Annotated in this window: 18 protein-coding genes; all 18 read left to right on the forward strand. The window is 45.6% G+C overall.

The window, feature by feature from the left end:
- Window positions 1–2 precede the first annotated feature (2 nt).
- The 18 genes from MKY23_RS11160 (at window position 3) to nusA (ending at window position 19753) form a co-directional block, all read left to right on the forward strand.
- The gene (locus MKY23_RS11160; protein ID WP_090923850.1) at window positions 3–443 is read left to right on the forward strand and encodes a hypothetical protein; all 441 of its coding nucleotides are present in this window, start codon (window positions 3–5) and stop codon (window positions 441–443) included.
- A 15-nt stretch (window positions 444–458) separates the two neighbouring features.
- Complete coding sequence (locus tag MKY23_RS11165; RefSeq protein ID WP_090923849.1) at window positions 459–1247, forward strand: FliA/WhiG family RNA polymerase sigma factor; 789 nt, start codon at window positions 459–461, stop codon at window positions 1245–1247.
- Window positions 1248–1306: 59 nt separating this feature from the next.
- On the forward strand, window positions 1307–2716 hold the full coding sequence (locus MKY23_RS11170) for a FapA family protein (RefSeq protein ID WP_090923848.1): 1410 nt from the start codon (window positions 1307–1309) through the stop codon (window positions 2714–2716).
- A gap of 51 nt (window positions 2717–2767) precedes the next feature.
- Window positions 2768–3082 (forward strand): hypothetical protein, encoded by a 315-nt coding sequence (locus MKY23_RS11175; protein WP_339838003.1) that lies wholly within the window; start codon window positions 2768–2770, stop codon window positions 3080–3082.
- A gap of 63 nt (window positions 3083–3145) precedes the next feature.
- Entirely contained in the window at window positions 3146–3727 is a 582-nt protein-coding gene (locus MKY23_RS11180) for a hypothetical protein (RefSeq protein ID WP_339838006.1), read from the forward strand.
- Between the two features lie 2 nt (window positions 3728–3729).
- Window positions 3730–4320, forward strand: coding sequence for an endolytic transglycosylase MltG (locus MKY23_RS11185; protein WP_154983884.1), 591 nt, complete (start codon window positions 3730–3732; stop codon window positions 4318–4320).
- Window positions 4321–4563: 243 nt separating this feature from the next.
- Complete coding sequence (gene rpsB, locus MKY23_RS11190) at window positions 4564–5262, forward strand: 30S ribosomal protein S2 (RefSeq protein WP_024630243.1); 699 nt, start codon at window positions 4564–4566, stop codon at window positions 5260–5262.
- A gap of 123 nt (window positions 5263–5385) precedes the next feature.
- On the forward strand, window positions 5386–6036 hold the full coding sequence (tsf, locus tag MKY23_RS11195) for a translation elongation factor Ts (protein ID WP_056700641.1): 651 nt from the start codon (window positions 5386–5388) through the stop codon (window positions 6034–6036).
- 231 nt (window positions 6037–6267) lie between these two features.
- Entirely contained in the window at window positions 6268–6996 is a 729-nt protein-coding gene (gene pyrH, locus MKY23_RS11200) for a UMP kinase (RefSeq protein ID WP_090923844.1), read from the forward strand.
- On the forward strand, window positions 6996–7550 hold the full coding sequence (gene frr, locus MKY23_RS11205) for a ribosome recycling factor (RefSeq protein ID WP_090923843.1): 555 nt from the start codon (window positions 6996–6998) through the stop codon (window positions 7548–7550). Before pyrH ends, frr begins: the two co-directional genes overlap by 1 nt.
- A gap of 89 nt (window positions 7551–7639) precedes the next feature.
- Entirely contained in the window at window positions 7640–8407 is a 768-nt protein-coding gene (locus MKY23_RS11210; protein ID WP_090923842.1) for an isoprenyl transferase, read from the forward strand.
- 16 nt (window positions 8408–8423) lie between these two features.
- Window positions 8424–9218 (forward strand): phosphatidate cytidylyltransferase, encoded by a 795-nt coding sequence (locus MKY23_RS11215; protein ID WP_090923841.1) that lies wholly within the window; start codon window positions 8424–8426, stop codon window positions 9216–9218.
- Window positions 9219–9289: 71 nt separating this feature from the next.
- The gene (locus MKY23_RS11220; protein ID WP_339838019.1) at window positions 9290–10429 is read left to right on the forward strand and encodes a 1-deoxy-D-xylulose-5-phosphate reductoisomerase; all 1140 of its coding nucleotides are present in this window, start codon (window positions 9290–9292) and stop codon (window positions 10427–10429) included.
- 114 nt (window positions 10430–10543) lie between these two features.
- Window positions 10544–11815 (forward strand): RIP metalloprotease RseP, encoded by a 1272-nt coding sequence (gene rseP, locus MKY23_RS11225; RefSeq protein WP_339838022.1) that lies wholly within the window; start codon window positions 10544–10546, stop codon window positions 11813–11815.
- 62 nt (window positions 11816–11877) lie between these two features.
- Window positions 11878–13332: a proline--tRNA ligase gene (gene proS / locus MKY23_RS11230; protein ID WP_154886350.1), complete on the forward strand. Its 1455-nt coding sequence runs from the start codon at window positions 11878–11880 to the stop codon at window positions 13330–13332.
- 148 nt (window positions 13333–13480) lie between these two features.
- Entirely contained in the window at window positions 13481–17803 is a 4323-nt protein-coding gene (locus MKY23_RS11235) for a PolC-type DNA polymerase III (protein WP_154958939.1), read from the forward strand.
- Window positions 17804–18070: 267 nt separating this feature from the next.
- A complete protein-coding gene (gene rimP / locus MKY23_RS11240; protein ID WP_090923836.1) occupies window positions 18071–18532 on the forward strand; it encodes a ribosome maturation factor RimP in 462 nt (153 codons plus the stop codon).
- Between the two features lie 123 nt (window positions 18533–18655).
- Window positions 18656–19753 carry a transcription termination factor NusA gene (gene nusA, locus MKY23_RS11245; RefSeq protein WP_090923835.1) on the forward strand — a complete coding sequence of 366 codons (1098 nt, stop codon included), beginning with the start codon at window positions 18656–18658 and terminating at the stop codon, window positions 19751–19753.
- Window positions 19754–19780: the final 27 nt, after the last annotated feature.

Raw genomic sequence — 19780 nt, forward strand, 5'->3', positions numbered from 1 at the left:
ACATGATAGGAAACTACCGCATTAATCTTGGAGCAGGCATAGTCGGATTCGTTCTGACTTTTTTTGTAGCATTCAGCAGCAATGTGTTGATGACCAGTTTAATACGCGGATTAATTGGATTCGCAGCCTGGTATGTTCTTGCATATGGTCTGCGTTGGGGATTGGGCATATTGTTTAGCCCTCATGTAGAAAATGGATCTGGTTATGCTTCAGAGGGTACTCAAGATCTAAGAGGTTCACAGGTGGACATCAAACTCGAAGACGATGGACAAGAGCTGAATGACTTGCTCAAGAACGGACAGAGCGACTCCGCCGGGGCTAATCATCCGCCATCTGAGACGAAAGCTCCAACGGGATTTGCTCCCTTGGATCCGCCTAAACTTGTCCGGACCAAGGACCCGGAGGAGTTGGCGCAGGCCGTTCGTCACCTGACAGACAAATAAGGAGGGTGAAAGCAATTGAACGAGCGTAAAGCTTCACATTTGAACCATTCAGATCTATGGGAAAAGTGGAAAGAATACGGAGATCTTGAAGCAAAGAAATTGTTGATCGAAAAATATCTTCATATTGTTAACTATGTGTCAGGCCGTCTGGCCGTTGGTTTACCCAAAAACGTTCCGAAAGATGACTTGGAAAGCAACGGGGTAATGGGTCTAATTGATGCACTGGAAAAATTCGACTATGAACGAGGCTTGCAATTCGAGACATATGCTTCATGGAGGGTTCGCGGAGCCATACTCGACGGATTACGTCAAGGAGACTGGGTTCCCAGATCTGTACGTGAAAAAGCCAAACGGATTGAAGATGCCTACCAGCAATTGGAGCAGACCTATTTGCGTTCTGTGAGTGATGAAGAAATGAGCCAGTATCTGGACGTGTCAACAAAGGATTTTCAACATATGCTTCAGGAGGTGGCAGTTATGTCGCTCTGCTCGCTGGAAGATCCGATCCGGGAAGAAGAGTCAGAGACACGTCTGTCTTTAATGGTAGATGAAAAAGCCAAAAATCCGGATTATAAAGTCAATGAATTTTATTTAAAAGAAGCGCTGGTCCAAGGGCTTGAGAAGCTGACAGTGAAAGAACGAACGGTCGTCTCCCTTTTATATTATGAAGACCTTTCTTTAAGTGAAATTGCAGAGGTCATGTCTCTTTCGCCGTCTCGTATCTCCCAACTACATTCCAAAGCTATATTGCGGCTTCGCGGCACACTGGATAAACAAAAAGATCTACTGATGCGTAAAGACTAGAGAGCAGAAGTTAAGATACGTATAGGGAGTGGACAGGCTAATAAGGAGGAAGATCTGCGTTGACACAACGGACTGTTATGGAAAAATCACTAAACGTTGTTTTATCCGATGATAAATGCATCGCTTATCTTGAATATTACAACGAAGAAGAAGGCTTTTCCTGTACCACGGAAGAGCTTGAACAATTTGTGGAGAGCAAGGGCGTTAAGCATGGTCTATTGCGAGAAGCATTACTAGTATTTGTGAATAACCCGTCTGCCTACCTGAAAGATAAATGCAAGATAGCCGAAGGCGTTTCTCCTGTACAAGGGATTGATGGATATATTCAAGTTTTGATTGGTAAAGAAGATGACAGAGAGCAACGGCCACTTGAAGCAGAAGATGGAAAAGTGGATTACAAAGAGCTGATACAGTTAGACAATGTGCGCAGTGGTCAGATCATTGCAAAGCGTATCGATCCTGTAGATGGCACACCAGGTAAAGCAGTGACTGGTGAAGAAATCCCTTTTCGTTCCGGAAAAGAAGCCCGATTCAAAGTTGGAAAAAACGTTGTTGTCAGTCCTGACGGTTCTGCGATGTATGCTGCAATTGACGGCTTGGTGAGCAGGACAGATGGAAACAAGCTTAACGTATTTCCAGTGTACGAAGTCAATGGTGATGTCGATTATAAGCATGGAAATATTGACTTTGTAGGTAATGTCGTGATCCGAGGCAATGTACTAACTGGCTTTAAGGTAAAAGCGGCAGGTGACATTCGTGTCGTCGGAGGTGTCGAAGGAGCAGAACTGGAGGCAGGTGGCTCTATCGAAATTACCGGTGGCATCATCGGTTACAACAAAGGTTTAATTCATGCCGGGCATCATGTGAAATGCACATTCATTCAAGAAGGCAATGTTGATGCAGGTGAAGATGTACTTGTATCCCAAAGTATTATGCACTCCAATGTCCGTGCGGGTCATGCTGTTATCTGTGCAGGAACAAAAGGACTTATCGTTGGCGGCTCAACACAGGCCGGAGAGCACGTATCTGCGCGTGTTGTAGGTAACACGATGTCGACAGTCACCTCGATTGAGGTTGGCGTGTTACCAAGACTCCGAAACGAAATGAATGAATTGCGTAAAGAAATGAGAGAACAGATGGACTCCTTGGATAAAACCAAGAAAGCATTGACTCTACTTGATCAGCTGGCTGCAGCAGGGCAACTAACGCCAGACAAGATGGCGATGAGAATCAAATTAAACTCAACTCAAAAATCGGCTCTTCATCAGAGTGAAGAAATGAAAATGCGTATCTTGGAAATTGAAAAGGTACTTGAAGATACAAGCAGAGCTCGTGTTGATATTTTGAAGATGATCTACGGGGGCTCTAAAATAGTTATCGGCAGATATACGAAATTTATTAAAGATCCCGTTAGCCGAATGTCATTTTATTATCAGGACGGAGATATTACCATGGTGCCGTACGTTTAAAACTAGCAACATCCTTTTGAGGAAATCCATTCGAAACCGTGAGGTGAGCGTATGAGTTTCAAAGCAGTGGAGTTGCAGATTGCGGTACCGCGAACGAGTGAAGCGGGACGATATCAAAGTGAAGCCCAGCAGAGACCGGTTACTGACCAGAATCTGCTCGCCGAACAGACGAATAAAGAAGCCAATGAGGCACGGCAGCGCAGTGAAGCCATGGCTGAGACAGCGCATACTTCGGTACGAGATGGTCATGCAGACGGGCGAGACCAGCATAGTGGGACTGATGGACGGGAAATGATGGATGAGCAGGAGCACTTGAAACATGCTGAACATCCCTACAAAGGTAAACATATTGATCTGTCTATGTAAAAGACTACAAACATGCTGGAAGCTTGCGCCCGAGGGTGGTCGTAACAAAAGGAGAGAAGCAATTTGTCACCATGGATCATTATTGTCATATTAGGAGCTTGCGCAATTGCTTATGCATTCATAATGCCTCGTAAGGACAAAGTACAGCAACCATCGCATCAGTTGGTGCAGGAGATGGAGTCAACGCTTGAACATTATATGACAGAGATTGAACAAGATAACGATGCTCTTATTCAACGTGTGGCTGAACTCAAAGGTGAAGCCACCGCAGCAGATCATCGGATGCAGTCACAGCTTCAGGAATTACAACAACGGCTTGACCAGCTGGAGCAGCAAAAGGTTAAGACAACGGAACTCAGCACTGCAGAAAACATAACGGGCCAGAGAGCAGAGGGTTTACAAGCACAAAGCCTTATGGACAGTGTCAGGGCTGAAACGAATCAACAAATTGCATCAGCATCAGAGCTACAAGATAACCCGCAGCAAGAAAAAGATCAGAAGCGTGAATCGATTAAAGATCGTTACACAGAGCTTTTTAGGCTACATGATGAAGGAAAGTCTATGGATGCTATTTCTAGACAAACAGGCATACAGCTTGGTGAGGTGCAATTAATACTGCAGCTTGCAGAGCGGGAGGAGAGCTGACCATGGACAAGCGATCTTTGTGGATTGGTATAGGAAGTGGCATGATTACAGGAGCAATCTTGCTTCAACTAGCTACGGTGGGGCAAAAAGCCCTGTCTGACAGTAATTTGGAACCGGTACAACGAGACAATTGGACGAAAGAACAATTGGAAACAGCAGCAAAGAGTCTGGATATGAAACTGGTTGGTACTCAGGACGAGTTATATACTGAAGCCGAATGGGTGTCAAAGAAAAAGCAGGAAAGCAGCCAGATGCAAGGGAAGTCAGCTGAAAAACCACAGCAAACCACCTCTGCTGCAGAACCGACAGAACCAACGCAGCCACAGACAGATCAACCCAAGACGAATACACCTGTGACGCCAACTAAATCTAATGGACCGGCCGTAACATTTAAGATTCGTTCTGGAAATAGTTTGGTTATGGTTGCCGAAAATCTGAAAGAAGCCGGTATTGTGGACGATGCACAAGCCTTTATCAAGGCAGGGAAGTCTCAAGGTATTAATAAAAAAATTCAAGTGGGCACGTACTCTCTTGAAAAGGGTGAGAGTTTTAAGTCGATTATCGCCAAAATTACCAAAGAACCGTCAAGCTGAGCGTACATGCTCGGACTGGACGGTTCTTTTTGATGATAGATGGGTTATTTTTGATATAATGAAACTATAAAATTTAGATTTAGAAAATGTTGCAACAGGCTGACACTTATGATATATTAGATAACGGTGTTAAAACACACGCTGTGCTAATTTTGTTGAGGGTGCTTTCCTAATGGAGAGTCTTAGCGAAAAATGATGCTGGCGGAGGACACAATAAAAAACCATATTAGGAGGTGTGTGAAGATGGCAGTAATCTCCATGAAGCAGCTTCTCGAAGCTGGGGTACACTTCGGTCACCAGACTCGTCGTTGGAACCCAAAAATGGATCGTTATATCTTCACTGAAAGAAACGGAATTTACATCATCGATTTGCAAAAAACGGTGAAAAAAGTCGAAGAGGCTTACAACTTCGTTAAAGGAATCGCAGGCGAGAATGGTACTATTCTTTTCGTAGGTACTAAGAAACAAGCTCAAGATTCCGTTAAAGAAGAAGCTGAACGCGCTGGTCAATTCTACATTAACCAACGTTGGCTCGGCGGTACCCTGACTAACTTCTCTACTATTCAAAAACGTATTGATCGTTTGAAACAGTTGGAAGCTTGGGAAGAAGACGGTACTTTCGCTGTTCTGCCTAAAAAAGAAGTTATCTTGCTTCGCAAAGAAAAAGATCGTCTCGAGAAATTCTTGGGCGGTATTAAAAATATGAAAGGCCTGCCTAGCGCCCTGTTCATCATCGATCCACGCAAAGAGCGTATCGCTGTTGCTGAAGCTCGCAAATTGGGTATCCCAATCGTTGGTATCGTTGATACTAACTGCGATCCAGACGAGATCGATTATGTTATCCCAGGTAATGACGACGCGATCCGCGCTGTTAAATTGCTGACAGGTAAAATGGCTGATGCCGTTATCGAAGCTAACCAAGGCGAAGAAACTTCCGCTTAATAGTTTTCGAACATAACATTCATGAATTAAATGAAAAGGGTGGTTGGTAGGTGGATAACCTCTCACTGCCCTTTTTTTAGAGTGTACGTGTACGTACAATACTTAATCTGGAGGGAATTTATAATGGCAGTTAATGCGAGTGCAGTAAAAGAACTTCGCGAAAGAACGGGCGCTGGTATGCTCGATTGTAAGAAAGCACTGGAAGAAGCAAACGGTGATGTAACGAAAGCGGCTGAATTGTTGCGTGAAAAAGGTCTTTCTGCAGCAGCAAGCAAAGCGGGTCGTGCAGCTACTGAAGGCGCTGTAGAATCTTACATCCACGCTGGCGGACGTATCGGTGTCTTGGTTGAAGTTAACTGCGAAACTGACTTCGTTGGTAAAACAGATCAATTTAAGGATTTCGTTAGAGACGTAGCTATGCAAATCGCTGCAGCTAATCCTAAATATGTTACACGCGAAGAAGTTCCTACAGATGAGTTGGAAAAAGAAAAAGAAATCTTGAAAGCTCAAGCTCTTAACGAAGGTAAACCAGAAAAAATCATTGAGAAAATGGTTGAAGGCCGTATCGGTAAATACTACGAAGAATATTGCCTGATGGAACAAACTTTTGTTAAAGATCCAGATAAAACAATTTCCCAATTGTTGAATGAAAAAATCAGCCAAATTGGTGAAAACATCTCCATCCGTCGTTTCGTTCGTTACGAACTGGGTGAAGGTTTGGAGAAAAAAGTGGATAACTTCGTAGAAGAAGTTATGTCCCAAGTTAACAAATAAGACGTTATCAAGCCGACAAAGCAGGATTGATTTTCGAAGATATAAGAATGATGAAACTTCGAAGCGTAAACTCCCTTATATCTCAGGAAAACAATGACTGAACGGCAATTTGTTTTTCCTAAAAGAGCGGAACACTTCTGTGTTCCTTTCTTTTTAAGCAGGAGTCCATGCGCGAGAAGTTTTGTTGGTTGGACACTGGAAGGTGTTCAATTCAAAGTGGAGGGTGAACAATTGGAACAGCCAGTATTTAAACGTGTTGTCTTAAAGGTGAGCGGAGAGTCTCTTTCCGGTCAAAACGGCTATGGCATTGATGCAGTAACGATCTCATCCATTGCCCAGCAGGTAAAAGATGTAGTTGCGCTTGGCGTACAGGTTGCGATTGTATGCGGCGGAGGAAACATCTGGCGCGGTATTGCTGGCAGTGAAAACGGGATTGATCGTGCAACTGCGGACTATATGGGTATGCTCGCGACGGTGATGAACTCTCTGGCGCTGCAAGACGCACTTGAACAGATTGAAGTGCCAACTCGTGTGCAGACATCAATTGCTATGCAGCAGATTGCTGAGCCGTACATTCGTCGTAAAGCCATTCGTCATCTGGAGAAAGGCCGTGTCGTTATTTTTGCAGCAGGTACAGGTAATCCGTTCTTCTCCACGGATACAACAGCAGCACTGCGCGCAGCGGAGATTGAAGCAGAAGTGATCTTGATGGCCAAAAATAAAGTGGATGGTGTCTATTCGGCAGATCCATTCAAAGACAGCACAGCTGAAAAGTTTGAGCAGTTGACATACCTGGATGTACTTAACAAAAACCTTGGCGTAATGGATTCAACGGCGTCCTCGCTCTGCATGGATAACAACATTCCGTTGATTGTATTCAACATTACTGAACAAGGTAACATCAAACGTGTTGTTCTGGGCGAGCGTATCGGGACAATCGTTAAAGGGAGTGTAGATTAATGCCACAAGCAGTTAAACAACATGCTGAAGAGCGTATGGAAAAAGCGATTCAGGCATTGCGCCGTGACCTAGCTACGTTGCGTGCAGGTCGTGCAACGCCTGCTCTTCTGGATCGTGTGCAAGTTGAGTATTATGGTGCAATGACACCTCTGAACCAATTGGCAAATATCAGTACACCGGATTCCCGGACACTGATGATTCAACCTTGGGACAAATCAGCGATGAGTGATATCGAACGTGCGATTATGAAATCAGACCTGGGTCTGACCCCGGCTAACGATGGCAGTATGATTCGTCTCGCTATTCCGCCGCTGACGGAAGAGCGTAGAGCTGAGCTTGTCAAACTAACCAAAAAGTTTGGCGAAGAAGGTAAAGTTGCGATTCGTAACATTCGCCGTGATGCGAATGATGATATTAAGAAAATGGAAAAGTCCGAGATTTCCGAAGATGAATCCCGGAGACATCAGGACGACATCCAAAAGTCGACTGATAAATTTATCGCTGAAGTCGATAAGGTACTTGCTGCCAAAGAAAAAGAAATCATGGAAGTGTAAGACAAGCGCAGCCCCTCCAATACGGTGGGGTTTTGTCTCTTTTTCCAAGCTTCAGATGAAGAAACTTCAGGGATTTTGGAGGAACAGGAATGATCAAACGGGTTCGGTCGTGGTGGAATGGGGCTGACAAGCAGGAAACGCTGACTATATCCGAGGATAATATCCCGCAGCACGTCGCCATCATTATGGACGGCAATGGACGATGGGCCAAACGTCTGGGTCTCCCGCGTATAGCTGGACACCAGAATGGCATGAAGGCAGTCAAACGTGCAACCATCGCGGCGGATGAACTGGGCATCAAATATCTGACGATGTACGCTTTTTCGACAGAAAACTGGACGCGTCCAAAAGAAGAAGTGGATTTTCTGATGAGACTTCCGCAAGAGTTTTTGGCTATTGAGTTAGAAGAACTGATCGAAAAAAATGTACGTATCCGTATGATGGGACATGAGGAACATCTGCCTTCACATACGGTTAACGCTTTGCGGGAAGCTATTCGTCTTACGGAACATAACACTGGTCTGGTGTTGAACTTTGCAATGAACTATGGAAGCCGCCGGGAGATGACGGAATGTGTGAGAGACATTGCTCTGCAGGTAAAGTCGGGGGAACTGGCTGCAGAAGATATCACACCTGAACTTATTGACAAACATATGCTAACCGCAGATATGCCAGATCCGGATCTGTTGATTCGAACGAGCGGAGAACTGCGACTGAGCAATTTTATGTTATGGCAGCTTGCATATAGCGAATTATGGTTTACGGATATATACTGGCCCGAATTTGGCAAACAGCATCTGCTTGAAGCAGTAGCCGAATATCAGCGCAGAACAAGGCGTTACGGCGGTTTGAAATAGATGGAGGATGAAGCCGTTGAAACAGCGATTAACGACTGGAATTATTGCAGGTGTGTTGTTTTTGGGTTTTTGTATGCTTGGCGGGCCTTGGTATCACGGATTGGTCTTGCTTATGGCTCTCATCGGTTATTATGAATTTGTGAAAATGACCGGGGTGAAGCCGTTTTCAGGTGTAGCCCTAATCGGATATGCTGGAATTGTTTCTATGGTATTTCCTTGGGAAATGGTATGGGATGTAAGACCGTTATCCTTGTTTCAAATTTCGTGGATCATCATGCTCATTTTGATGACCGCTTCGGTTGTCACTAAGAACAGATTACCAATTAATACAGTCGCTATGCTTTTCATCGGCGTGTTGTATATTGGAACAGGATTCTATTACATCGCAGAGTCTAGACATTTATATCATGGTTTATTCTGGACTTTCCTTCTGTTAGGTTCAATCTGGGCAAGTGATGCCGGAGCATATTTTGTAGGTAAGTGGATTGGGAAAAACAAACTTTGGCCTTCGATCAGTCCAAACAAAACCGTGGAAGGCGCACTCGGCGGCATTGTTATTGCGATTGCCACCGCGGTGGTGTTTGCCTTGGTATCAGATGGCTTGCTCTCCTGGCAGAGAGCAATTCTCATCGGGATTGCTTGTGCAGTAGTTGGTCAGATGGGTGACTTGATCCAGTCAGCCTACAAACGCGTTTACAACATTAAGGATTCAGGCAATCTTCTTCCTGGGCATGGTGGTATTCTGGATCGGTGCGACAGTTGGATTGTGGTGTTTCCATTTGTACATATACTGATGCTACTGCCTTATTAGAAGAAGACAGCTTAAGATGACTAAGGTGGCTCGCCCACAAGCATTGGATTCGTTAGAGGTGAGGTGCATTAATGAAAAAAATAGCGATTCTTGGTTCGACAGGGTCGATTGGGACACAGACACTGGATGTTGTTGATATGCATCCAGAACACTTTCAAGTGGAAGCACTAGCTGCAGGGGGCAATACAGATTTGCTGATCGAGCAAGCTAGACGTTATCAGCCTAAAAAGATTTCGGTAGGATCAAAAGAGTTGGCTGATAAGATTGGTCCACATGTGCCAGCAGGTACGAAAGTGTATTACGGTTCAGAAGGTCTCATCGAGGTTGCTGCAGGAACAGATGCAGACACGGTTGTTACGGCTGTTGTAGGAAGTGTTGGGCTGGAGTCTACGCTTGCAGCGATCGAGTCCGGAAAACAGATTGGACTTGCCAACAAGGAGACTCTGGTTACAGCTGGACACATCGTTATGGAAAGGGCAGTAGCCAAAGGAGTTTCTATTTTACCTGTTGACAGTGAACACTCGGCAATTTTCCAGTGTTTGAATGGAGAGAATCGCTCCAGTGTGGCTGGAATTACATTGACTGCATCAGGTGGTTCATTTCGACATCTTACACGTGAGCAACTACAGCAGGTGACTGTAGAGGATGCACTCAAGCATCCAAACTGGTCCATGGGTTCAAAAATCACGATTGACTCAGCAACGATGGTTAACAAAGGCCTTGAAGTCATTGAGGCACATTGGTTGTTTGGTCTTGATTATGAACAGATTGATGTACTACTTCATCCAGAGAGCATCATTCATTCTTATGTGGAATTTGAAGACACAAGTATCATTGCGCAGCTTGGTACTCCGGATATGCGTGTCCCAATTCAATATGCTTTGACCTATCCTGACCGTATGCCTTCTCCGGCAAAACGGTTGTCTCTTGCCCAAGTTGGACAACTTCATTTTAGGGAGATGGATATGGATCGTTTCCCGTGTTTAAGAATGGCATATGAATGTGGTAAAATGGGAGGGACTGCAACGACGGCTTTTAATGCAGCCAATGAGGTTGCTGTAGCACGTTTCTTGCGGAAAGAGATTTCATTCCTTAAAATAGAAGATATCATTGCCTCAGTGCTAGAAGCGCACCAAAATGTGGACAACCCTGATCTGGAGCAAATTGCTGCCTGTGATCAGGATAGCCGCAAGCTTGCTTCCGTGCTGTAATCTCTTTTTTTTGAGACAAACGGAACGAAGCGATTCTCTTGTGCGGGATTAGAGAATAATGATAGTCTAGAGGGACAGACTGCGGTACGTGCCGTGAAGGAGGATGAATAGGGATTGGAAACCATACAAGTGGTATTTCTAACGGTGCTTATGTTCTTTGTCATCGTAACGGTGCATGAATGGGGGCATTATTATTTTGCCAAGCGCGCCGGCATTCTTGTACGGGAATTTGCGATCGGTTTTGGTCCCAAATTATTCTCATATAAAAGAAATGAGACGCAGTTCACACTGCGCTTGCTGCCTTTTGGCGGATATGCACGGATGGCAGGAGAAGACCCGGAACTGATTGAGATTCAAGAAGGACAGACCATAGCGGTACGAACTGTGGAAGATCAGGTCAAAATGATCTATCTGGACCAATTGGATAACCGTAAAAATGTAATTCGCGGTGAAGTGATCTCCATTGATATGGAGAACGCGCTTAAGTTACAACTGGATGTGGATGGCGTAGTGCAGCATTATCAAATACATCCACAAGCAATGTTGGTCAGCCGAGGCAAGCAGACACAAATTGCGCCTAAAGATCGACAGTTCGGCAGTAAAACGGTTGCTCAACGCGCTATGGCAATTTTTGCAGGTCCGCTCATGAACTTTATTCTTGCTTTTGTTCTGTTCGCTGTTTATGCACAGATGGCAGGCGTTCCGGTGGAAAATCCAAAGAATTTGCAGATCGGTGAAGTGTTTAAAGGCGGAGCGGCAGATCAAGCGAATCTACAAAAGGGCGATATCATTGAAACCATTAACGGTACAGTTATCGGTACGGATTCTAAGAAGATGGTATCCATGATTGCTGAGTCCAAAGACAAGCCGATGGAATGGACTCTGCGCCGGGGGAACGAGACATTTAATGTCACGATTACACCTCGTGCGGTAGAAGGTCAGGAAGGCGGAAAGGTAGGCATTGCGCCTGTCTTGCCGACTCGTTCTGTTGGATTCGTGGAAATGTTCAAGTTCTCGGGAGTAGCTATGGTGGATACGACCAGGGTTATCTTTGAAGGATTCAGACATTTGATCAATCAGTTTAGCATGGATGACATTGGTGGACCTGTGCGTACGTTTGAGGTAACTGGTCAGATCGCCAAGCAAGGTATCGAGCAATTAACAAGATGGGCGGCGATTCTAAGCCTTTATTTGGGAATCTTCAATTTGCTCCCTATTCCTGCGCTTGATGGAAGCCGTCTCGTTTTCCTCGGAATCGAAGCGTTGCGTGGACGTCCGGTTGACCCTAACCGTGAAGGTATGGTGCATTTTGTCGGGTTCGCTATGCTCTTTGTGCTAATGCTGGCTGTAACATATAATGATATACTACGTTTAATTAACGGATAATTACGGTTTGACTATGTGCTGAGTATTCAGTACTAGTCGTTATGGGAGGACGCTGGAGTCTTATGTCAAAGGAAAACGATAAACAGTTCGTGACAGAAATTACACCGCAGGGTGAGGATTTCTCTCGCTGGTACATTGATGTTATTAAAAAAGCAGATCTGATGGACTACTCGCCGGTTCGTGGCTGCATTGTATTTAAACCGGACGGCTTCGAAATTTGGGAGCACATCAAGGATGAGATGGATCGCCGTTTCCGCGAAACGGGCCATCGCAACGCGTACTTCCCAATGTTCATTCCCGAAAGTTTTTTCCAAAAGGAAAAAGAGCACGTAGAAGGGTTTAACCCTGAGTTGCCTTGGGTAACTGAAGCAGGCGGAGAAAAGCTCGAAGAACGTTTGGCGATCCGCCCAACTTCCGAAACGATCATTGGACATATGTACTCCAAATGGATTCAGTCCTATCGTGATCTGCCAGTATTGATTAACCAATGGGCTAACGTGGTTCGTTGGGAAAAGAGAACGTTGCCGTTCCTTCGCACGAGTGAGTTCCTGTGGCAAGAGGGGCATACAGCGCACGAGACAGAAGAAGAAGCTCGCGAAGAAACGATGAAAATGCTTGAAATCTATCGTGAAGTAGTCGAAGAATACCTTGCCATTCCGGTTATTACGGGGCAGAAGACCAAATCCGAGAAGTTTGCCGGGGCTGTGGATACGTTCTCGATTGAAGCCATGATGAAAGATGGACGTGCCGTACAGGCAGGTACTTCTCACTACATGGGAACTAACTTTGCCAAAGCCTTTGAAATTCAATATTTGAGCCGTAATAACGTTCTGGAACTTGCGCATACCACTTCATGGGGAACAAGTACACGTTTGATCGGAGCTTTGATTATGGTTCACGGAGATGACCGTGGTCTTGTGCTGCCGCCAAAAGTGGCACCAACGCAAGTGGTGATGATCCCGATTGGACCGCCAAAAACACGTGATGCCGTTGTAGGTCGTGCGGATGAATTGTTTGCTGAACTGAAAAAAGCAGGTATTCGTGTGAAAATGGATGATCGCAGTGATGTTCGTCCAGGCTGGAAGTTCAACGAGTATGAGATGCGTGGTGTACCGATCCGTTTGGAGATTGGCCCTCGTGATATGGAGAACGGCGTATGTGTTCTTGTCTCCCGTATTACTGGAGAGAAGAAAGTGGTTGAGCAAGCAAACCTCGTTGAAGAGATTCAAACGATGTTAACTCAAGTTCAGGCAGACATGCTTGATCGTGCTCGCACATTTATGTCAGACAACTTCTACTCCGTAGACACACTGGATGAGATGAAAGAACTGATGGAAAACAAACGCGGATTTACACTGGCTGGCTGGTGTGGGTCAGAAGTATGTGAAGATAAAGTAAGAGAAGTCACGGGTGCAACCAGTCGGAACATTCCGTTCCAGCCTGCGGAAGAAAAGCACACATGTCTGGCGTGTGGTGAAAAAGCGCAGCACACTGTTGTGTTTGCAAGAGCATACTAGTTGACGGCTTGATGAAGAGAGCTTATTCACCGGTTTAGTAATGAATGAAGAGCTTCTGTCGGATAAAATGGATCGGTGCGGGTTCGGATCGGGGACATTTTTGAATACAGAGGCTTTTCATGTTTTAAGGGGGCACAGGAGGAACACGATGAGTGGATTTGAGGAGAAGAGAAAACGGTTTGAGTTGTTGATGAAACAGGCAGAACTTCCGGTAGGTTTGACTGACCCTTATTTCCTGGATGGGTGGATTGAACAGGTCGAGACCAATCGTACGAATCGCGAATGGCATATTCAGATTGGAAAGGACACACTGGTGCCAGCGCCGATCTATCGAACGTTCAGTCTGCATATTCAGGAGAAGTTAAATCATATAGCTAAAATTACATTTGCTTTTAAATATACAGACAAGGTGCTGTCTAATGATATCGTAAATGAGTATTGGAACCTGTTTCTGGAGTGGGTTACTCGTGAAATTCCGTCTGTAAATGGTTGGATGAATCGTGCGACAGTGGAATGTGAAGACGATCTGCTGCAACTGACGATGAGTGATTCCACATCTATGGAACTTGCTCGCAAAAAGCAGATTGACCAAGCTATTACTCGATTCTACGAGAAGTATTTTCACTTGCCACTGCGTATTAAAATGCAGGTGGGCGAAGCGGGAAGCAACAAAGAGGCGATGGAGCAATTCCAGGCCCAGAAGAAAGTAGAAGAACGACAGGTAATCGAAAAAATGATGAGTGAAGTCATCGAGACGGAACTGCCGGAAGAAGAAGATCAAGGTGATGTGCGGTTGCAGATGGGGTATGAGATCAAAGAGCCGGCTGTTCCGATGCAGGAAGTTCAGGATGAGGAGAAGAAAATTACACTCCAGGGAACGATCTTTGGTCTGGACCGCAAGGAACTGCGGAATGGAAATACGTTATTCACCTTTTATCTGACAGACTTTACGGATTCAATGCAAATGAAGATGTTTGCCAAAACCAAAGAAGATGTCAAAATTCTCAGCTTGCTGGCGAATGGAAAATGGGTAAAAGTTCGCGGACGTGTAGAGTACGACCGGTTTATGCAAATTCCTGAGCTTGCTATGATTCCTTCGGATCTGACTGAAATCAAGGCACCGCCATCTCGTAAGGATACAGCGGAGGAGAAACGTGTAGAATTCCACTTACACTCCACGATGAGCACGATGGATGCCGTAACGTCCATTGATAAATATGTCAAAACAGCTGCTGATTGGGGACATAAGGCCATTGCCGTAACGGACCACGGTGGTGTACAGGTTTACCCGGAAGCATCCAAGGCGGCCAAGAAAAATGGGATTAAGATGATCTACGGCCTGGAAGCGAATGTGGTGAATGACTCTGTAGCGGTTGTGCTAAATCCACAATCAATGGATCTGAAGACGGCGACGTATATCGTATTTGATATCGAGACCACGGGACTGTCGGTAACGCAGAACAAAATCATTGAGATCGCCGCTGTCAAAGTTCAAGAGGGGAAAGAGGTGGACCGTTTTGCTACCTTCGTCAATCCGCATGAACGAATTCCATACAACATTCAACAGTTAACCAACATTACAGATGAGATGGTAAAAGATGCACCAGAGCTTGAACCGGTTATTCGTGACTTTGTTGCTTTTGCCGGAGATGGTGTACTGGTCGCGCACAATGCACGGTTTGATATGGGCTTTATTCAGGCATCCCTCAAAAATCTGGACATGCCTGAGCTACCAAATCCGGTGCTTGATACCCTAGAACTGGCTCGTCTTTTATATCCAAAAATGAAAAATCACCGGTTGAATACACTGGCTGATAAATATAAAGTTGCACTGGAAAGCCATCACCGGGCGATCGATGATACGATTGCTTTGGCAGGCATTTTGAATGGACTCATCAATGATGCAGCCCAATTAAAAGGTCTGACGATGCTGGATCGTTTGAATGATTTCGTTGGGGTAGACTTGTCGAATACACGTCCTTTCCACTGCGGAATTTATGCCTTGAATGATGTGGGCAAAAAGAACCTGTACAAGCTCGTTTCCCTGTCACATACCGAGTATTTTAAACGTGTTGCATGTATACCGAAGTCCAAGCTGGTAAGCTTGCGCGAAGGACTGGTTGTTATATCCGGTTGTGAAAAAGGTGAGTTCTTCGAGGCTGTCCTGAACAAATCGGTGGAAGAAGCCGAGGAAATCGCCGAGTTTTACGACATTCTGGAGATCCAACCATTGACCATGTACATGCATCTGGTGGACAAAGGACTTGTGGCTACGCCAGAAGAACTAAAACTTGCGGTCCGTAAAGTTATCGACATCGGAGCCAAATTGAACAAACCGGTCATTGCGACAGGCAACGTGCATTACTTGGAGCCGCGAGATAAAATTTATCGGGATATTACGATTCATGGAATAACAGGCTTCAGTCCGCTTAAGGACCAGCGCAAACCCGATGCTCATTTTAGAACAACAGCTGAAATGCTGGAGGAATTCCAGTTCCTTGGACAGGATAAAGCGTATGAAGTTGTGGTTACCAATACCATTGAGCTAGCCGATCGTTTTGAGGAGATCAAGCTATTTCCGGACAAACTCTTTACGCCGATTTTGGAGGGTGCGGAGGAGGAAATCCGTAACACCTGTTACAACACGGCCAAATCGATCTATGGTGAAGACCTGCCGGAAGTCATTATTGCTCGTTTGGAAAAAGAATTGCAGCCAATCATCAAATACGGATTTTCTGCCAACTATCTGATCTCGGAACGTCTCGTTAAAAAATCAAATCAAGATGGTTATCTTGTAGGTTCGCGGGGATCGGTGGGTTCGTCCGTCGTAGCAACGTTCCTGGGCATCTCGGAAGTTAATCCGCTTCCTGCACATTATATCTGCGTGAACCCTGAATGTAAGCACAGCGAATGGTTCCTTGACGGTAGCGTACCGAGTGGATTTGACTTGCCAGACAAACCATGTCCTGATTGTGGTGGGAAACTCAAAGGGGAAGGACAGGATATTCCGTTTGAAACTTTCCTTGGGTTTAAAGGGGATAAAGTTCCCGATATCGACTTGAACTTCTCGGGGGATTATCAGCCCCATGCCCATAACTACACGAAAGTGCTGTTTAGTGAGAAAAGTGTGTTCCGTGCGGGTACGATCGGAACGGTCGCTGAGAAAACGGCGTTTGGTTTTGCGAAGAAATACGAAGAACAACATCAAAAGAAATGGCGCGGCGCCGAGCTGAATCGTCTGGCATCCGGCTGTACCGGTGTAAAGCGAAGCACGGGACAGCATCCCGGCGGAATCGTCGTTGTACCGGATTATATTGAGGTGGAAGATGTTACACCTGTCCAGTATCCGGCTGATGATGTTACAGCAGAGTGGAAAACGACCCACTTTGACTATCACGCATTTGAAGAAAACCTGTTGAAGCTTGATATTCTGGGACACGATGATCCGACGATGATGCGTATGCTGCAGGATCTTACGGGCGTTGACCCAACAACGATTCCGATGAATGATCCCAAGGTGATGAGCATGTTCAACTCTACGGATGCCCTTGGCGTAACCCCGGAGCAGATTCGCTCCCCTGTTGCGACATTCGGTGTGCCAGAGATGGGTACGAAATTTGTGCGTCAGATGCTTGTCGAATCTCAGCCGTCGTCTTTTGCCGATTTGTTGCAGATTTCGGGGCTTTCTCACGGGACTGGCGTATGGCTTGGCAATGCCCAGGATCTGATCAAGAACGGCACATGTAACATCAAAACGGTAATTGGCTGTCGGGATGATATCATGTTGTTCCTGATCTATAAGGCGGGAATGGATGCGAGTCTGGCCTTTAAGATTACAGAGAGTGTTCGTAAAGGACGTGGACTGCCACAGGAATGGATTGACGAGATGAAAAACTGCAAGGTACCGCAATGGTACATTGACTCCTGTCTCAAAATCCAGTACATGTTCCCGAAAGCCCACGCGGCTGCTTACGTTATTTCAGCTGTACGTACAGCATTTTTCAAGCTGTATCATCCGATTGAATATTACGCGACATACTTTACCGTTCGTGCAGACGAGCTGGATATTGAGCTGGTGTGCCAAGGTTATGATGCCATCTATCGCAAAATTGTAGAGATCGAACAGCTCGGTTTCCAGGCGCCGCCAAAAGAGAAAAACAGCCTTCCTGTTCTTGAAATGGCACTGGAGATGGCCGCTCGCGGCTTCTCGCTTAAACCGATTGATCTGTACCGCTCAGAAGCGACCAAATTCATTGTGGACGAGAAGTCTCTGATTCCTCCATTCTCTGCACTGGCAGGTATTGGGGATAACGCGGCTCGTAACATTGCAGCGGCCCGCGAGCATGGGGAATTTCTGTCGATTGAGGATTTCCAGCAGAAGTCCAAAGCAACCAAAACGATTGTGGAGTTGCTGACCAACATGGGATGTTTCCGTGGTTTGCCTGAAAGCAATCAGCTGTCCTTGTTCTAATTGACAGGTAATTAGCAGGATAACTTCATTTGTTATATCTGAAGCCATACACTTCGATTTTTCCTTCATTAGTGTGGTTGGTATGCAAAGGTGGGTTACTTGTCACTATTACCAGACTATGTTATAATTTTTGAAGTGAACGAGATAGTACGAATTTCTGAAGAGTGGGGAAACCCACTCTTTAGTCTTTGGTATACAAGAATCTTGGGTATTTAATCATCTGCCAGCGATTATAGTTGGTGTGACCTAAGTTGGAGGTTATCGGTTTTGAGCACAACGAATATTAAATCTACCGTGGAAGAAATGATCCAACCCTACTTGAACGAACAAGGCTTCGAGCTGGTTGACATCGAATACGTCAAAGAAGGCAGCAACTGGTTTTTACGGGTGTATGTCGACAAAGAGGGTGGAATCGACATCGACGATTGTGTCTTGATCAGCGAAAAGCTGAGCGCCAAGCTTGATGAGAACGATCCGATCCCATCTGTCTATTTCCTTGAAGTGTCTTCTCCCGGTGCGGAGCGTCCACTGAAAAAAGCGGAGGATGTTGCCAAAGCCGTAGGCAAAAACGTATTTGTTACAACCTACGAGCCGGTGAATAAATTGAAGGAATTCGAAGGCAAGCTGCTTTCCTTTGATAATGGGGAGCTTGTGATTGAAGCAGGCAAGAAGCAGCATACCATTTCTTATGAAAAGGTTGCCAGTGCGCGCTTGGCCATTTTGTTTTAAAGTGCCTTGTTCACTTGATTAATGAAAAAGACACATCTCACGATAACGGCAAGGTGCTCACAAGTTTCGAGCCTTCGCCGTTTTACGTATGGGATGCCATGTTTGAAAGGGGGATCAACATTCATGAGTATGGATTTTATTGAAGCAATGAATGAATTGGAACGGGAAAAAGGGATCAGCAAGGATGTGCTGTTTGAAGCGATCGAGGCTGCACTTATCTCCAGTTACAAGCGTAATTTTAACACGGCGCAGAACGTACGTGTTGACATGAACCGTAATACGGGGGTTATTCGCGTATATGCCCGCAAACTGATCGTGGAAGAAGTCCTGGATTCACGCACTGAGATTTCATTGCCTGCTGCACGGGAAATTAATCCACACTTCCAGCTGGAAGATATTGCGGAGATTGAAGTTACGCCGCGCGACTTTGGACGTATCGCCGCACAAACGGCTAAACAGGTTGTAACTCAGCGGATTCGTGAAGCCGAACGTGGCCTGATCTACAATGCTTTCGTGGATAAGGAAGAAGATATCGTTACGGGAGTAGTGCAGCGTCAGGATTTGCGCAATATCTACATCGACCTGGGCAAAATCGAAGCGGCACTGCCACTCACAGAGTTAATGCCGAACGAGAAGTTTGTTCACGGTGACCGTATCAAGGCTTACATCACCAAAGTAGAGAATACGACCAAAGGGCCACAAATCATTTTGTCCCGTACTCATCCGGGCCTCTTAAAACGCCTTTTCGAACTGGAAGTGCCTGAGATATTTGACGGTGTAGTTGAGATTCGTTCGGTTGCCCGTGAAGCAGGATTCCGTTCCAAAATCGCAGTTCATTCTCGCAATGAGGAAGTTGATCCGGTTGGATCTTGTGTAGGTCCAAAAGGGATGCGCGTGCAGACCATTGTGGGTGAGCTGCGCGGTGAGAAAATCGACATCGTTCGTTATTCCGAACAAGTGGACGAATATGTGGCGAATGCACTGAGTCCTTCTAAAGTCTTGGAAGTTCACGTGTTCGAGGAGGAAAAGATGGCTCGGGTGATCGTTCCTGACTATCAACTGTCCCTTGCCATCGGCATCAAAGGTCAAAATGCTAGATTGGCAGCCAAATTAACGGGCTGGAAGATCGACATTAAGAGCGAGAGCCAGGCGGAGCAGGAATTCGGCAGAGAAAAAGATTCTTCTTCGGAAATGCATCAGGATTCCGTCTCCGTCGACTAAAGGAAAGCACGGAGGGGGCGCTGACGT

The organism is Paenibacillus sp. FSL R7-0272 (genome assembly GCF_037969905.1).
Lineage (GTDB): Bacteria > Bacillota > Bacilli > Paenibacillales > Paenibacillaceae > Paenibacillus > Paenibacillus polysaccharolyticus.

Coding starts and splice junctions, on each gene's coding strand:
- MKY23_RS11160 (WP_090923850.1), top strand. CDS start 3: ATGATAGGAAACTACCGCATTAATCTTGGAGCAGGCATAGTCGGATTC.
- MKY23_RS11175 (WP_339838003.1), top strand. CDS start 2,768: ATGAGTTTCAAAGCAGTGGAGTTGCAGATTGCGGTACCGCGAACGAGT.
- MKY23_RS11185 (WP_154983884.1), top strand. CDS start 3,730: ATGGACAAGCGATCTTTGTGGATTGGTATAGGAAGTGGCATGATTACA.
- rpsB (WP_024630243.1), top strand. CDS start 4,564: ATGGCAGTAATCTCCATGAAGCAGCTTCTCGAAGCTGGGGTACACTTC.
- tsf (WP_056700641.1), top strand. CDS start 5,386: ATGGCAGTTAATGCGAGTGCAGTAAAAGAACTTCGCGAAAGAACGGGC.
- frr (WP_090923843.1), top strand. CDS start 6,996: ATGCCACAAGCAGTTAAACAACATGCTGAAGAGCGTATGGAAAAAGCG.
- MKY23_RS11210 (WP_090923842.1), top strand. CDS start 7,640: ATGATCAAACGGGTTCGGTCGTGGTGGAATGGGGCTGACAAGCAGGAA.
- MKY23_RS11220 (WP_339838019.1), top strand. CDS start 9,290: ATGAAAAAAATAGCGATTCTTGGTTCGACAGGGTCGATTGGGACACAG.
- proS (WP_154886350.1), top strand. CDS start 11,878: ATGTCAAAGGAAAACGATAAACAGTTCGTGACAGAAATTACACCGCAG.
- MKY23_RS11235 (WP_154958939.1), top strand. CDS start 13,481: ATGAGTGGATTTGAGGAGAAGAGAAAACGGTTTGAGTTGTTGATGAAA.
- nusA (WP_090923835.1), top strand. CDS start 18,656: ATGAGTATGGATTTTATTGAAGCAATGAATGAATTGGAACGGGAAAAA.